At 65.7% G+C, this 13,836-nt stretch carries 14 protein-coding genes; 6 read left to right on the top strand and 8 right to left on the bottom strand.

The window, feature by feature from the left end; genetic code table 11:
* Position 1: 1 nt before the first annotated feature.
* From QX094_RS06330 to QX094_RS06300, 7 genes are all read right to left on the bottom strand, one after another.
* Positions 2-655 (bottom strand): HAD-IA family hydrolase, encoded by a 654-nt coding sequence (locus QX094_RS06330; protein WP_315753728.1) that lies wholly within the window; start codon positions 653-655, stop codon positions 2-4.
* Between the two features lie 56 nt (positions 656-711).
* A complete protein-coding gene (locus QX094_RS06325) occupies positions 712-1,146 on the bottom strand; it encodes a VOC family protein (RefSeq protein ID WP_315753726.1) in 435 nt (144 codons plus the stop codon).
* 750 nt (positions 1,147-1,896) lie between these two features.
* The gene (locus tag QX094_RS06320) at positions 1,897-2,307 is read right to left on the bottom strand and encodes a hypothetical protein (protein WP_315753724.1); all 411 of its coding nucleotides are present in this window, start codon (positions 2,305-2,307) and stop codon (positions 1,897-1,899) included.
* A 126-nt stretch (positions 2,308-2,433) separates the two neighbouring features.
* Positions 2,434-3,084 carry an Mpo1-like protein gene (locus tag QX094_RS06315; RefSeq protein ID WP_316186072.1) on the bottom strand — a complete coding sequence of 217 codons (651 nt, stop codon included), beginning with the start codon at positions 3,082-3,084 and terminating at the stop codon, positions 2,434-2,436.
* A 247-nt stretch (positions 3,085-3,331) separates the two neighbouring features.
* On the bottom strand, positions 3,332-3,526 hold the full coding sequence (locus QX094_RS06310; RefSeq protein WP_315716512.1) for a DUF2783 domain-containing protein: 195 nt from the start codon (positions 3,524-3,526) through the stop codon (positions 3,332-3,334).
* Entirely contained in the window at positions 3,523-5,160 is a 1,638-nt protein-coding gene (locus tag QX094_RS06305; protein WP_316186073.1) for an FAD-dependent oxidoreductase, read from the bottom strand. The genes QX094_RS06310 and QX094_RS06305 overlap by 4 nt, the downstream gene beginning before the upstream one ends.
* Positions 5,161-5,211: 51 nt before the next feature.
* Positions 5,212-5,754, bottom strand: a complete 543-nt coding sequence (locus QX094_RS06300; protein WP_315716514.1) for a VOC family protein — start codon at positions 5,752-5,754, stop codon at positions 5,212-5,214.
* Positions 5,755-5,894: 140 nt separating this feature from the next.
* On the opposite strand from QX094_RS06300, the gene QX094_RS06295 reads away from it, so the two are divergent.
* Both QX094_RS06295 and htpG read left to right on the top strand, forming a co-directional pair.
* Positions 5,895-6,413: a MarR family winged helix-turn-helix transcriptional regulator gene (locus tag QX094_RS06295; RefSeq protein ID WP_316186074.1), complete on the top strand. Its 519-nt coding sequence runs from the start codon at positions 5,895-5,897 to the stop codon at positions 6,411-6,413.
* Positions 6,414-6,463: 50 nt separating this feature from the next.
* On the top strand, positions 6,464-8,353 hold the full coding sequence (gene htpG, locus QX094_RS06290; RefSeq protein ID WP_410052233.1) for a molecular chaperone HtpG: 1,890 nt from the start codon (positions 6,464-6,466) through the stop codon (positions 8,351-8,353).
* 26 nt (positions 8,354-8,379) lie between these two features.
* On the opposite strand, the gene QX094_RS06285 is transcribed toward htpG, so the two are convergent.
* The gene (locus tag QX094_RS06285) at positions 8,380-9,366 is read right to left on the bottom strand and encodes a tripartite tricarboxylate transporter substrate binding protein (RefSeq protein WP_316186076.1); all 987 of its coding nucleotides are present in this window, start codon (positions 9,364-9,366) and stop codon (positions 8,380-8,382) included.
* Positions 9,367-9,542: 176 nt separating this feature from the next.
* Between QX094_RS06285 and QX094_RS06280 the strand changes: the two genes are divergently transcribed.
* The 4 genes from QX094_RS06280 to QX094_RS06265 all read left to right on the top strand — a co-directional run bounded on the left by QX094_RS06280 (position 9,543) and on the right by QX094_RS06265 (position 13,820).
* Positions 9,543-11,348, top strand: a complete 1,806-nt coding sequence (locus QX094_RS06280; protein ID WP_316186077.1) for a long-chain-acyl-CoA synthetase — start codon at positions 9,543-9,545, stop codon at positions 11,346-11,348.
* 127 nt (positions 11,349-11,475) lie between these two features.
* Complete coding sequence (locus tag QX094_RS06275; RefSeq protein WP_315716519.1) at positions 11,476-11,721, top strand: acyl carrier protein; 246 nt, start codon at positions 11,476-11,478, stop codon at positions 11,719-11,721.
* Positions 11,708-13,096, top strand: coding sequence for an AMP-binding protein (locus tag QX094_RS06270; protein ID WP_316187678.1), 1,389 nt, complete (start codon positions 11,708-11,710; stop codon positions 13,094-13,096). Before QX094_RS06275 ends, QX094_RS06270 begins: the two co-directional genes overlap by 14 nt.
* Positions 13,089-13,820 carry an SDR family NAD(P)-dependent oxidoreductase gene (locus tag QX094_RS06265; RefSeq protein ID WP_315810637.1) on the top strand — a complete coding sequence of 244 codons (732 nt, stop codon included), beginning with the start codon at positions 13,089-13,091 and terminating at the stop codon, positions 13,818-13,820. The genes QX094_RS06270 and QX094_RS06265 overlap by 8 nt, the downstream gene beginning before the upstream one ends.
* Positions 13,821-13,836: the final 16 nt, after the last annotated feature.

The following is a 13,836-nucleotide window of genomic DNA, read 5'->3' as shown; positions in this document are numbered from 1 at the left end:
GCTACAGTGCGTCGTCGAGGCAGCGCCGTAGTTCGGCGACCGTGGTCACGACACGGCTTGCACCGGCCGCGGCGAGTTGCTCCGCGGTGTGATAGCCCCAGGTGACGCCGATGCCGGGGACGCCTGCAGCCTTTGCCATCAGCATGTCGAAGCTGGTGTCGCCGATGAAGACGGCATCATCAGCCGCGACGCCGGTCTCAGCCAGCGCCTGCAGCAACATGCCGGGATGCGGCTTCGACGGTGCCTTGTCTGCCGCCTGAATGGTGCTGAACCGATCGCGCCAGCCGAGCATTTCGAGCGCCGGCACGACGGCCTTTGAGGTATGTCCGGTCGCTATCGCAAGCACGGTGCCGGGCCTGCAGCTCAGGGCGCCCAGCAACTCGCCGATTCCATCGAACGGCCGCTCGGCAAAGGCGGCATCGCCGCGTAGTTGCGGCAGCACCCGGCCATAGGCCTGCACCATGCTCATGATTGGAGCGCCGTCGCCGGCGAGCTCGGCGAGCACGAGCTCCAGGGAGCGGCCGATCAGCGCCAAGCTGTCCTGCGCGCTAGGCACCGGCAGCCCGAAGTCCGCGAACACGATGCGATGGCATTCGAGGATCAGGGCCCGGCTGTCGACCAGCGTGCCGTCGAAATCGAAGATGATGAGCTGCACGGAGTGGGCTTTCGGGTGGGCGTTCATGGCGAGAGACTAGACCGCGCGCGGGCCGCCTATTTCAATTCCAGCTCCTGCGCGAAGCGCAGCAGGTAGCCGTCGGGATCCTGCACCAGAAACTGGCGTTGGCCGCGTGCCCGCTCGCCCACCCGATACCAGGCTTCGCGACATTCTTCGAATAGCGGCCAGTTCCCTTGTTCAAGCGCGGCCAGCAACGGCGTGATGTCATCAATGATGATCTGGAAATTGATCCCCCGTCCGAACGGCCGTTCGAGGGGGGCGGTCTCCCAGTTGCCGTTGTGCTGCATCAGCATCACCTGTGCGCCCTGCAACTCGATATACATGAAGCGGTCTTCGGGACGCTGATAGGCGATCCGAAAGCCCAGCAGGTCGCACCAGAAGCTCTTGCTCGCATCGAGGTCACTGACGTCGAGCTCGGGGACGAGAGAAGCGAAGCCACCGGTGGGCAATCTGTCGGATGAAGCGGTCATACTGCTCCATCATAGCCGGCAGCGCGCGCGAGAGCCACGGCGTTTGATCTGTCCAATGGATGCGGTCAGTTGCTTGCTGCGCTCGCTGCTGCACAGCGAAGCGCGGGCCAAAACGCAGGTCTTGATCGCTGCTTCAGCGCGATCGCCCCGTCGAGGCCACCGAGAAGAAGATTTTTGTTGCTATTTTTCCGAAATCATGTTTTTCTCTCCCTATCCCGCCTCGTGCAGAGGGACGTACGCGTCGTCACGAACGTGGAGGTGGGCTGCGATGGACGTGACGGCTGCGCCAGACGAGCGCAGTTCGGCGCGGACGGCGAAGTCGTGTGGTCCTGGCCTCTCGACGCTGAGGTCAAGTTCGCTTTCGATGCTGTGACGGCTCGGGGCGGGCGATGGGGGCAAGAACGCCGATCCCCAGGGAGAGCGCGAAGGACACCGTTAAAACCGATCGCGCGGGGGAGGCCGGTTGTCAGGCCCGACCTGTGGTGACTGCCGCCTGCTTTCTTGTTGCAGGCGGGCCATGGGCCGCGGTCAGCACCCGGCCTTCCCCGCGCCCTCTCATTTTCAGAGGGACGACTGCCGCATCACTCGGGCACCGATCGTGCCGCGGGATCGCGAACACGCATGCAAGATCACATGTTCAGGATGTCATCAGGGGGCGGGCCCGCAGCCTCCGACGACGCGCATTGTCTTCAGCTGGTCATGCCCGACGCCAGCGCCGCCGCGGCGCTGACGCCGGCCATGTCGACGTTTTCAGAGCTGCGTCGCCCGCAGCTCGATCGTGAGCGGTACGGTCGTGCGCTTGGCGGCCGGATCGGCCGGCATCTGCAGCACGCGGGCGCGCTGGCCGGTGGCGAGGTCGGTGACCTTGACGATTCGGCCATTGGAGAATTCGAGCGCATCGTGATGTTCGGTCGGCTTGTTGGTGTCGACCTGCCGGAAGCGGGCGAGATGGGCGCCGACCTTGCGCCGGAAGAAGAAGCCCTTGATGCGGACATCGTCTTCGAAGGCGAGCTCCGTGCCCGGCCGCAGGCAGACGGCGGTCAACGGGTCGTCCTTGGTGCAGAAGCCGCGGGTCTCCGTGCCGGGAAATCGACAGGAGACCAGCACGTCGGCAGTCTTGGCGTCACGGGAAGCAACAGTATGGAGGCTGTAGTCACACATGGAAAGCTCCTGAAGGCCACCAGCACTAAGCCCGCAACGGCGCAGTAGGAGAGTTGTTCCATGTTGTTGCAGCCCGTCTGTTCGAGGACTCCCGCCGCAGGATCGGCCGGCGGCGGGAACTCGCGATCAGGTGAGATGCGCAGCTTCTTCGGCCTCGTCCTCGGCGGCGCCCCAATGCGAGGCGTCCTTGATGGTCGGATCGATCAACTCGCCGCGCAGCAGCGCCAGCGGCGACTTCCAATACAGCGCGATATTGTGGAACGGGTCGGTCAGCACCTTGAAGGCCCAGATCAGGCCCGTCGAGACATCCTGCATTGCAAACAGCTGGATGACGCGAAACAGGCCGCCGCCGATGCCGACCGCGAGCCAGAGCAGGCCGACGTGGCGGACGAAGTCCATCCGGCCGGTCGGCTCGGCGAACAGGCCGAACAGCGTCGGAAACGCGAACAGCGCCGCCGGCACCAGGCCCCACACCGTCAGCAGCACGATCTTGCGGGTCTGATTGTAGCCGACCTTGACCGCCTCCTTGTAGTCGTTGCTGACGCCGTTGACGTGGTCATAGCCGTTCGGTTCGAAGAAGAAGTGCCCGGTCTGCCGCGTCAGCATCGCGAGCCAGCCGACCAGGCCGGCCATCGCCGGATCCTTGAACAGCAGCGCATAGCACAGGAGGAAGATCACGGCGCTGACCAGGTGCAGCGTCTGATTGATCCGGCTCTGATGATAGTAGCGATAGTCGTCGAAGCGCTGCGTCTGCAGCGTCTTGTAGTAGCGCGACATGCGAATCCCCGTGCCGTTGTGGAACGAGGCGAAGACGTAAAGGGCCTCGGTGAATGTGGCGTGACATTATGATGTTGTCACAATGAAACCGACCGGGATCGGATCGGGAGCCGCAATGTGCGCAGGCGAGCGGACTCTGCGCCGGCGCACGACTCGCCGGCTGGTCTCTCTGTCTGCCGCAAAATGCGGAGAAACGGCTTTGATCCGGATCAAAGCCGGCTGCCGATGTGACGTGTTGCGGCCTGCGTCAGCCGGCGGGCGACCTTGCCAGCCGGATCGCCTCGCTCAGGATCGCCCGGTCACCGATATGGTTGGCGAGCAGCAGCACCAGCCTGGCGTTCATGCGCAGCGCCTCGTCCTCGCCGAGGTCGCGCTGGCCGCCGATCAGCTCGGCATAGAAGTCGTCGGGATCGCTGATGTTCGGGGTTAGGGTCAGGCTCATGCTGCAAGCTCCTGCTGGACCGCGCCGCGCCTGCCGCAGGCGCGCCGGACCGCGTCCGTGATCGCGTCCCCGTCGAACTGCGGCCAGCGGGCGGTGACATATTGATCGGGACGGAACAGATAGGTCGTGCCGGGCGAGGCGCCGTATCGTGCCGCGAGCAGGCCCGTGGCATCGGCGATGTCGCGACCGACGACGATCACCTGCGCCGTGATGCCGTCGATGGTGAGCTGCTCGGCCGTCACGGCGGGGTCGAACGTGACCACGGTGAAGCCGGAGCCGAGACAGTTCAGCAACCAGCCGGGCTCGCCCGCGATCGTCACCGGCGCATCGGCGGCATTGGTGCCAGGCGCCATCGCGCCGGGGACGCTGCCGCCGTCAGGCGTGTTCAACGACGACGCGACATAGGGCGTCGGCGTCGACAGCCGGCCGCTGTTGACCAGCGGCCGCGCAAAGCTGTGGTTCTGTGCGAGGTCGAGCACGGCGTCGCGGTAAAGGCGACTCGCTTGCGTCTTCGGCGTGATGAAATCGGTCGCGCGCGTCGAGTTCAGGATGTTGTCGTCGGCGGCAAAGGCGCGCTCCTCGTGATAGCTGTCGATCAGGCTCTCCGGCGCCTCGCCGCGCAGCACCATTGCCAGCTTCCAGGCGAGGTTGTCGATGTCCTGCACGCCGGTGTTGGCGCCGCGGGCGCCGAACGGCGACACCTGGTGCGCCGCGTCGCCCGCGAAGAGGACGCGGCCGTGACGGAAATTGTCGATCCGGCGGCAGGCGAACTGATAGATCGACACCCATTCGAGCTCAAATTCGGTGCTCTCGCCGAGCATGGCCCGGATGCGCGGGATCACGCGCTCGGGCTTCTTCTCCTCGTCCGGATTGGCGTCCCAGCCGAGCTGGAAGTCGATGCGCCAGATGTTGTCGGACTGGCGATGCAGCAGCACCGACTGCCCCGGATGGAACGGCGGATCGAACCAGAACCAGCGCTCGGTCGGAAACTCCGCCTTCATCCTGACGTCGGCGATCAGGAAGCGGTCCTGAAAGAACTGGCCCGTGAACTCGGCGCCGACCATGCGCCGCGTATCGGAATTGGCGCCGTCGCAGGCGATCACCCACTGCGCCTCCATGGTGAAGATGCCGTCCGGCGTCTCCACCGCGAGCTGCGCGAAGTCGTCGGTCTGCTTGAGGCTGACGAGCCGATGCTTCCAGCGCAGATCGATCAGCGGAGTCCTGTTGCAGGCATCGACCAGAATCTCCTCGAGATAGTATTGTTGCAGGTTGATCATTGCCGGCCAGCGATGGTCGGGCTCGGGCAGCAAATCGAATTGATAAGAGAGCTGGTCGCGGAAGAACACCTTGCCGATGTTCCAGCTCACGCCCTTTTCCACCATCGGCGCGGCGCAGCCGAGCCGATCCCAGATCTCGAGCGGGCGCTTGGCGTAGCACACGGCGCGAGAGCCGATGCTGACGGTGTCGTTGTCGTCGAGCACGACCACCGGCTGGCCGCGGGCGGCGAGATCGAGCGCCGCCGTCAGGCCGATCGGCCCGGCGCCGATCACGACGATCGGATGGCGGCGGGTCTCGCCGCTGCGCTGCTCTACCGAGCAGACATAGGGAAATCGCGGATAGACATAGTTGCTCATGGCTGCCTCGCCTGGCGCGTTGCGGTCGGGACTGTCGGGACGAGCAATCGCTCAGTCGCTGCCTGCGAATTCCTTCTCGTGCATCCAGGCGGTGTGCCGCGGCGGCTTCTTGGTGGTCGCCCATTCGTCGACCATGGCGTGGGCGACCGACTTCATCCGCGCGATCTGCTCGGGCGTTGCAGTCCAGGCCGCGATCTCCAGCCGATGGCCGCTCGGATCATGGAAATAGATCGACTTGAAGATGGTGTGGTCGGTGATCCCGACGACGTCGAGGCCGGCGGCCTCGGCGCGCGCCTTGGCTTCTTCCAGCTCCTCCATGTCCTTGACCTGGAAGGCGATGTGCTGGGTCCATTCCGGGGTGTTCGGATCGCGGCCCATCGGCGGCGAGTTCGGCAGCTCGAAGAAGGCGAGGATGTTGCCGTTTCCCGCATCCAGGAAGATGTGCATGTACGGATCGGGCGCCTTGGTCGAGGGCACCTTGTCCTCGGCGATGGCGCCGAGCAGGTCCATGTTGAGGACCTTCTTGTAGAACTCGACCGTGGCCTTGGCGTCGACGCAGCGATAGGCGACGTGATGGATCTTCTCGATCTGCATGTCTTCTCCTCCCATGTTCGTGGTTGGCAAGATGGTAACGGATGATACGATCTGGTCGCCTTGATCCAGATCAACCCGATTGGGATCGGATTGAGGTCGCCAGGGGCGAGCGCCCGGAACGGACGAGGGCAGAGGACGCGATGACGAAGCTGGCCAGCGACATGCGGGACCGCAAGCAGGGCGAGGCGGCCACGGAGCGCGAGCTCCGATTGCAGCGCTATTTTCCCTACCGGCTGGCCCGGCTCGCCGAGCAGGTGTCGCTGGCGGTGGCGGAGGTCTACGGCGACAGGTTCGCGCTGTCGCGCCAGGAATGGCGCATCTTGGCGGCGCTGGGCGAGCAGCCGCAATTGCCGACCAAGCAGATCGGCCGGCTGACGACGCTCGACAAGATGAACGTCAGCCGCGCCATGCAGAGTCTGGAGGCGCGCGGGATCGTCAGCCGCAGCCGCGATCCCGAGGACGGCCGCGAGCGGATCGTGGCGCTGACGGCCGCCGGGCGGGCGCTGTACCGCAGAATCGTGCCCCATGCGCTGGCGCGCGAGGCCGAGCTGCTCAGCGTGCTTTCGGCCGCCGAGATCGCGACCCTCGACACGGTCATCGACAAGCTGCTCGCGGCCGCCGAACGATCGCTCGATGATCCCCCCGGCCGAAAGGCTTGATCGGTGCCGCCGCCGCGCTATATCGACGGTCTCTCTCCACCCCTGATAGCATGGGCCAACGTACGACGATGACCGACACCGCCACCGTTAGCCATTCCTTCCAGGCCGAAGTCTCCGAGCTGCTCCATCTGATGGTGCATTCGGTCTACTCCGAGACCGACATTTTCCTGCGCGAGCTGATTTCGAACGCCTCGGACGCCTGTGACAAGCTGCGTTACGAGGCGATCGCCAGACCCGACCTGATCGGCGAGGGCGAGGCGCCGCAGATCCGCATCATCCCGAACAAGGCCGCTGATGCGCTGACCATCGCCGACAGCGGCATCGGCATGGAGCGCCAGGAACTGATCGACCATCTCGGCACCATCGCCCGCTCCGGCACCAAGGCGTTCGTGCAGAAGCTGGCCGAGGCCAAGGACGGCACCGGCCTGATCGGCCAGTTCGGCGTCGGCTTCTACTCGGCCTTCATGGTCGCCGACCGCATCGTCGTGATCAGCCGCCGTGCCGGCGGCAGCGAGGTCTGGACGTGGACCTCGTCGGGCGGCGCCGGCTTCGAGGTGGCGCCCGCGTCCGAGGAGGATGCCAAGCGGGTGACGCGCGGCACCGAGATCGTGCTGCACCTCAAGGACGACGCCAAGAAATATCTCGAAACCTATGAGATCGAGCGCATCGTCACCGCCTATTCCGACAACATCCAGTTTCCGATCATGCTGGTGCCGGAGGAGGGCGAGCCGCGCCAGATCAACTCCGCCAGCGCGCTGTGGCAGCGCTCGAAGTCCGAGCTGACGTCCGAGGACTACAGCAAGGCCTACAAGTCGATTGCGCACGCGTTCGACGAGCCGGCGATGACGCTGCACTACCGGGCCGAGGGCCGCTATTCCTACGCGGTGCTGCTGTTCGCGCCGTCGACCAAGCCGTTCGACCTGTTCGAGCCGGCGCGCAAGGGCAAGGTCAAGCTCTATGTTCGCCGCGTCTTCATCACCGATGACGCCGACCTGATGCCGGCCTATCTGCGCTTCATCCGCGGAGTGATCGACAGCGAGGACCTGCCGCTCAATTTGTCGCGCGAGATGCTGCAGAACAATCCGCAGCTGGCGCAGATCCGCAAGGCCGTGACCACGCGCGTGATCGGCGAGCTGGAGCAGCTCGCCGACAAGGATGCCGAAAACTTCGACAAGATCTGGGATTCGTTCGGCGCCGTGATCAAGGAAGGCCTGTACGAGGATTTCGAGCGCCGCGACAAGCTGCTGGCGCTGTCGCGCTTCACCACGACATCGGGCGAGCGGCGATCGCTGAAGCAATATGTCGAGGGTCTCAAGGAGAACCAGACCGAGATCTATTTCCTGGTTGGTGACAGCATCGAGCGGCTGAAGTCCAATCCGCGGCTCGAGGCCGCCAAGGCGCGCGGCGTCGAAGTGCTGCTCCTCACCGATCCGGTCGATGCGTTCTGGACCTCGGCACGGCTGGAGTTCGACGGCAAGCCGCTGAAGTCGCTGAGCCAGGGCGACATCAATTTCGACCCGATCCCGGTAACCGAGCCGACGCAAGCGGACGAGGCGCAGCCGGCGGCCGACGAAGCCAACACGATCGCGTTGATCAAGGCGAGCCTCGGCGACCACGTCACCGACGTGAAGGTCTCGACCCGGCTTACCACCAGCGCGTCGTGCCTGGTGGCCGGCAGCCATGGTCCGGATCGCGAGCTGGAGCGCATCCTGTCGCAGCAGGCGCGCGGGGCGCGCACCAAGCCGATCCTCGAGATCAATCTGCGCCATCCGCTGGTCGTGGCGGTCGCCAAGGCCGCCGCCGACAAGGCCAAGGTCGACGATCTGTCGTTCCTGCTGCTCGAACAGGCGCAGATCCTCGACGGCGAACTGCCGGAGGATCCGGCCGCCTTCGCGGCCCGTCTCAACCGGCTGGTACTGCTGGGCGTCGCGGGGGCCTGAGGCAGGCGGGTCGCCGGGCGCGGAGGTCAGTTCTTCGCGCTCACCTGCGGGACCAGCTTGCGCCAGTGCATGATCTCGGCGCGGTAGGTCGCGGCATAGACGCCGACGTCGCCGGTGAGCGGCGTGGCGCCGACCTCCGCGAACTGCCTGCTGATGTCGGGATCGGCCAGCGCGGCGTTGATCTCGCGGTTGAGCAGCTCGACGATGGCTTTCGGCGTGCCGTGCGGCACCGCGACGCCATAGAAGCCGGAGGTTTCGAACGCCGGCAGCACGTCGGCGACCGGCGGCAGATCGGGGAAGGCGGCGGCGTGCTCGCGCGTCGTGACGGCCAGCGCCCGGACCTTGCCGCTGCGCAGGAGGTCGACGGCGGAAGCGGCGTTGTCGAACATCGCGTGGATATGGCCGGAGGCGAGGTCGGTCAGGGCAGGCCCCGAGCCACGATAATGCACGACTGACCAGGTGATGCCGCCGAGGGTCCGGAACAGCTCGGCCGACAGCAGCTGGACGGTGCCAGGACCGGCGGAGCCGACGCTGAGCTTGCCCGGGTTGGCCTTCGCATAGGCCAGGAATTCCGGCAGCGTCTCGACCGGCAGCTGCCGGCTGACCAGCAGCAGCAGCGGCATGCGCGCCATGCCGGCGACGGGGATGAGATCGCCCTCGGCGCCGGGCGAGCCGTCGGTCGAGGCCGTAATGACGTTGGCGGTCGAGGTCGCAAGGATCGTGTAGCCGTCCGGCGCGGCGCTCGCGACGCTCTTGGTGGCGGTCGCGCCGCCCGCACCCGGCCGGTGATCGAGCACGAAGGGCTGGCCCAGTCGGCGGGTCAGCCGGTCGCAGATCAAGAGCGACAGCCGGCCGGTGGCTCCGCCCGGGGCAAACGGAATGACCCAGGTGACGGGCTGAGCCGGATAGGGCGCATCAACTCCGGCGAACGCCGTGGTCGAAGTCATGGCTGCAACGCTGCTCCAGGCGGCGCAGCGCAGCAAGGCGCGTCGTGTCATCGTGTCCTTGGGCATGCCGGCCTTCGCGTTGGCATGTTCTGGGAGCGGTACGCTAACCGGCATTTCCGAGAACTTCGTAAAGGATCGCATTCGCATCAACAGCGACGCACTCTCGGCCGGTTAACCCTCCCGATTAACGGCCGGTCAGGCCACCCGGCCTATAAGCACGCCGAATTGGGGTGAGGGCGTTCATGAACTCCGGGCAGTCGGATCGATCTGTGGAACTCAGCACGGCCCCTCGGAAGCCGTCGGCGGCGAAGATCTGGCTGAAGGCGATCGAGCTGACCTCGCGCATCGAGGCAGAGCCGGCGCGGCTTTTCGCCGACGTGGTGGACGACTGGGCTGCGAAGCAGCCCGAACGGCCGGCGCTGGTCTCTGATCGCGAGACGCTGAGCTATTCTGCCCTGTCTGCGCGCATCAACCGATACGCCCGCTGGGCGCTGGCCAACGGCATCGGGCCTGGTCACACGGTCGCTTTGATGATGCCGAGCCGGCCCGACTACCTGGCCGCCTGGCTTGGGATCAGCCGCGTCGGCGGCACGGTTGCGCTCATCAACACCAATCTGATCGGACCGTCGCTCGCGCATTGCATGAACGTGGCCCGGCCAGTTCATGTGATCGCCGCCAAGGACTTCTACGAAGCCTATACGGAGGTTGCGCCGGTGATCGCGGGCGGGCCGCGTGTCTGGGTTGCCGACGGCGGCGATCTCGACGTCGCGATCGCCGCGATCGATACGCACGCGCTCGACGCAACCGAGCGCCGCGCCGTGACGATCGACGACCGCGCGCTGCTGATCTACACCTCCGGCACGACGGGCCTGCCCAAGGCCGCCAGCATCAGCCATCGCCGCATCATGAACTGGGGCGGCTGGTTTGCCGGCCTCACCGGCGCAGGTCCCGACGATCGCCTCTATGACTGTCTGCCGGTCTATCATTCCGTCGGCGGCATCGTCGCGCCCTGCAGCATGCTGCGCGCCGGCGGTGCGGCGGTGCTCGCCGAGAAATTCTCGGCGAGCAATTTCTGGCGCGACATCGTCCGTCACGATTGCACGCTGGTGCAATATATCGGCGAGCTCTGCCGCTACCTGCTGGCCGCCGCGCCGTCCGATTTCGACCGCGCCCATCGGCTGCGGCTCGCCTGCGGCAACGGAATGCGCGGCGACGTCTGGGAGGCGTTCCAAGCGCGCTTCGGCATTCCCCAGGTGCTGGAATTCTATGCCGCGACCGAAGGCAACTTCTCACTCTACAATGTCGAGGGCAGGGTGGGATCGATCGGGCGCGTGCCGTCGCTGCTTGCGCATCGCTTTCCCGCCGAAATCATCAAGCTGGATGCCGACCAGCGTGCACCCTTGCGCGGAGCTGACGGGCGGTGCCTGGTCTGCGCGCGCGGCGAGATCGGCGAGGCCATTGGCCGCATCGGTACGGCGGACCAGCGAGGCGGCCGCTTCGAAGGCTATACCGATACGGGCGAGACCGAGAAGAAGATCCTGCGCGACGTCTTCGCCAAGGGCGATGCCTGGTTCCGCACCGGTGACCTGATGCGCCAGGACGACCAGGGCTTCTTCTATTTCGTCGATCGTCTCGGCGACACCTTCCGCTGGAAGGGCGAGAACGTCGCGACCAGCGAGGTGAACGAGGCGATCCTGCAATGTCCCGGCGTGTTGGAAGCATCGACCTATGGTGTCGTCGTGCCCGGCAGGGACGGACGCGCCGGCATGGCTGCGCTTGTCGTCGGCGACAGCTTCGATCTCGATCGCCTCTCTCTAGAACTTGCCCGCCGATTGCCGCCCTATGCGCGGCCGGTGGCGCTCCGCATCACGTCGTCGCTGCAGTCGACCGAAACATTCAAGCAGAAGAAGCAGGAACTGATGCGCGACGGCTTCGATCCGTCGATCGTGCACGAGCCACTCTACGTGCGCGACGCCGCGACCGATGCATATTTCCCGCTCGATCAGGATCTCCATGCGCGGATCCTCGCCGGCGAGGTTCGTTTGTAGATGATTTTAATCATAGGCCATGATGGGTATTTACCAACGGTCCCGAAAGATGGCTGGCAAGTCCGGCTTCCTTCACCTTCTCGCCCTATGATCGGTTTCATCGTTTGAACAGTGAGCGGATTGGCCCATGTCGGTACGGTTAAGAATCATTGCAGCGATCAAGCAGATTGCGGACGAGCAGAAGGTCAAGCTGCCGCCGCTGACCGACGAGCTGACGTTGCACGAGACCGGCTTCGACTCGCTCGCTTTCGCCATCCTGGTCGCCCGTCTCGAGGACGATCTCGGCGTCGATCCGTTCACCCTGTCCGAGGATGTGACGTTCCCCAACACGATAGGCGACTTCATCGGGGCCTATGAGAATGTCCCCGCGTGAGATCTTCGCCCTTCGCGACCATCTCGGGGCGGCGCTGACCGAGCGGACGATCTCCGATCCGCGTCACGTCCTATCGCTCGCCGAGCTGTCGCGTGGAAGCTGCCTTGGCGGCCGCAGCGAAGAGCTCAACGGACGTTCGGTGCTGCTGGTGACCTCCGGCCAGTTGCTCGCCGGCCTCGCGCTGATCGAGATCGACGGCGTCGCACGGCGCCTGTTGTTGTGTCCGCCGGATCTCAAGGGCAAGCATCTCGCCAGCATCATCGCCGATGCTGACATCGACGCCATCGTGACCGATGAGGTCCAGCGTTTCGACGCCTGCGGCGTCGATCTCGTGATCGAGGTCGCCCTGCCGCAGCCTTCTGCCGTGGTGGTGCAGACGGTGCGCGCCACCGAATGGCTGATGCTGACATCAGGCACATCGGGCGTGCCGAAGATTGTCGGGCATACTCTGGATGGCCTGTGCGGCGCGATCATCGGCGACCGTCCGGGTCCTGGCGAAGCCATGCCGGTGTGGGCGACCTTCTACGACATCCGTCGCTATGGCGGTCTGCAGATCTTCCTGCGCGCCATCGTCGGCGGCGGCTCGATGGTGCTGTCGGATCCCGGCGAGGGGCTCGCGGACCACATCGCGCGTCTCAACGCGCGCGGCGTCACTCACATGTCCGGAACGCCGTCGCATTGGCGCAAGCTGCTGATGAGTGGGTCGATGGAAGGCTTTGCGCCGCGCTATGTGCGTCTCTCCGGCGAGATCGCCGACCAGGCCGTGCTCGACGGATTGAAGCAGGCATTTCCCGACGCTTCGATCGGTCATGCCTACGCCTCGACGGAGGCCGGCGTCGGCTTCGCGGTCAATGATGGGCTGGAGGGTTTTCCTGCGACGCTGCTCGGCGAGGGCCGCGGGGCCGTCGACATGAAGGTCGTCGACGGCTCGCTGCGCATCCGCTCCAAGCGCGCCGCGCACGCCTATGTCGGACGCTCTGCCGCTGCCCTGACCGACACGGATGGTTATGTCGACACCGGTGACATGGTCGAGCAGCGCTGCGATCGCTACTACTTCGTCGGACGCCGCAACGGCATCATCAATGTCGGCGGGCTCAAGGTCCATCCCGAAGAGATCGAAGCCGTGATCAATGGCCATCCCGAGGTGCGGATGTCGCGCGCCAAGTCGCGACGCAGCCCGATCACCGGCGGCATCGTCGTCGCCGAGGTCGTGCTGACGGCGGATGCCGATCCGGCGCGGAGTGAGACGGTCCGCAATGAGATCCTCGCCGCGTGTCGCGCGCGTCTCGCGGCCCACAAGGTGCCGGCGATGATCCGCGTCGTGCCAGCGCTCGACGTCACTCCGGCCGGCAAGCTGGCGCGCGCCGATGCATAATGTTCTCGTCACCGGCGGCAGCCGTGGCATCGGGCTCGCCATCGCGCGCAGGCTCGCGGGAGCGGGCTATGACGTCATCGCGGTGGCCCGCCGGGAGAGCGACGAACTGCGCGCCGCGATGGCCGAGTTCAGCGCCAGCAGCGCCGGCATTCATTTCCGCGCCTGCGACCTCAGCATCGTTGATGAACTACCGGCCTTCGTGAAGTCGGTGCGCGACGAGTTCGGTCCGCTCTATGGTCTCGTCAACAATGCCGGTCTCGGCACCGAGGGCCTGCTCGCGACCATGCACAATTCGGAGATCGAGGCGCTGGTGCGGCTCAACGTGCTGGCGCCGATGATCCTGACGAAATACGTCGTTCGCCACATGATGGCCGCGGGCGAGGGGCGGGTGATCAACATCTCCTCGATCATCGCCTCTACCGGCTACAACGGCCTGTCCGTCTACGGCGCGACCAAGGCGGCCGCCAACGGCTTCACGCGCTCGCTGGCGCGCGAGGTCGGCAAGGTCGGCATCACCGTGAACGCGATCGCGCCGGGCTTCATCGCCACCGAGCTGACGCAGAGCATGGACGAGGAGCAGCAGCGGCGCATCGCCGGCCGGAGCGCGTTGCGGCGGCTGCCGGAAACCGATGACGTGGCGGCGATGGTTGAATTCCTGCTCGGCGACGGCGGGCGCAATGTCAGCGGCACCGTGCTGACGGTCGACGCAGGCAATACCGCCTGAGGCCATTTGCGGCGAT

The organism is Bradyrhizobium sp. SZCCHNS1050 (genome assembly GCF_032484785.1).
In the GTDB taxonomy this organism is placed as follows: Bacteria; Pseudomonadota; Alphaproteobacteria; order Rhizobiales; family Xanthobacteraceae; genus Bradyrhizobium.
This window is presented reverse-complemented; position numbering and strand designations above follow the sequence as displayed.

Excerpts from the sequence above, each read along its gene's own strand:
- QX094_RS06305 (WP_316186073.1), bottom strand. The coding sequence starts at position 5,160 with ATGAGCAACTATGTCTATCCGCGATTTCCCTATGTCTGCTCGGTAGAG.
- QX094_RS06280 (WP_316186077.1), top strand. The coding sequence starts at position 9,543 with ATGAACTCCGGGCAGTCGGATCGATCTGTGGAACTCAGCACGGCCCCT.
- QX094_RS06300 (WP_315716514.1), bottom strand. The coding sequence starts at position 5,754 with ATGCAGATCGAGAAGATCCATCACGTCGCCTATCGCTGCGTCGACGCC.
- QX094_RS06270 (WP_316187678.1), top strand. The coding sequence starts at position 11,708 with ATGTCCCCGCGTGAGATCTTCGCCCTTCGCGACCATCTCGGGGCGGCG.
- QX094_RS06310 (WP_315716512.1), bottom strand. The coding sequence starts at position 3,526 with ATGAGCCTGACCCTAACCCCGAACATCAGCGATCCCGACGACTTCTAT.
- QX094_RS06295 (WP_316186074.1), top strand. The coding sequence starts at position 5,895 with ATGACGAAGCTGGCCAGCGACATGCGGGACCGCAAGCAGGGCGAGGCG.
- QX094_RS06315 (WP_316186072.1), bottom strand. The coding sequence starts at position 3,084 with ATGTCGCGCTACTACAAGACGCTGCAGACGCAGCGCTTCGACGACTAT.
- QX094_RS06265 (WP_315810637.1), top strand. The coding sequence starts at position 13,089 with ATGCATAATGTTCTCGTCACCGGCGGCAGCCGTGGCATCGGGCTCGCC.
- QX094_RS06275 (WP_315716519.1), top strand. The coding sequence starts at position 11,476 with ATGTCGGTACGGTTAAGAATCATTGCAGCGATCAAGCAGATTGCGGAC.
- QX094_RS06285 (WP_316186076.1), bottom strand. The coding sequence starts at position 9,366 with ATGCCCAAGGACACGATGACACGACGCGCCTTGCTGCGCTGCGCCGCC.
- htpG (WP_410052233.1), top strand. The coding sequence starts at position 6,464 with ATGGGCCAACGTACGACGATGACCGACACCGCCACCGTTAGCCATTCC.
- QX094_RS06325 (WP_315753726.1), bottom strand. The coding sequence starts at position 1,146 with ATGACCGCTTCATCCGACAGATTGCCCACCGGTGGCTTCGCTTCTCTC.
- QX094_RS06320 (WP_315753724.1), bottom strand. The coding sequence starts at position 2,307 with ATGTGTGACTACAGCCTCCATACTGTTGCTTCCCGTGACGCCAAGACT.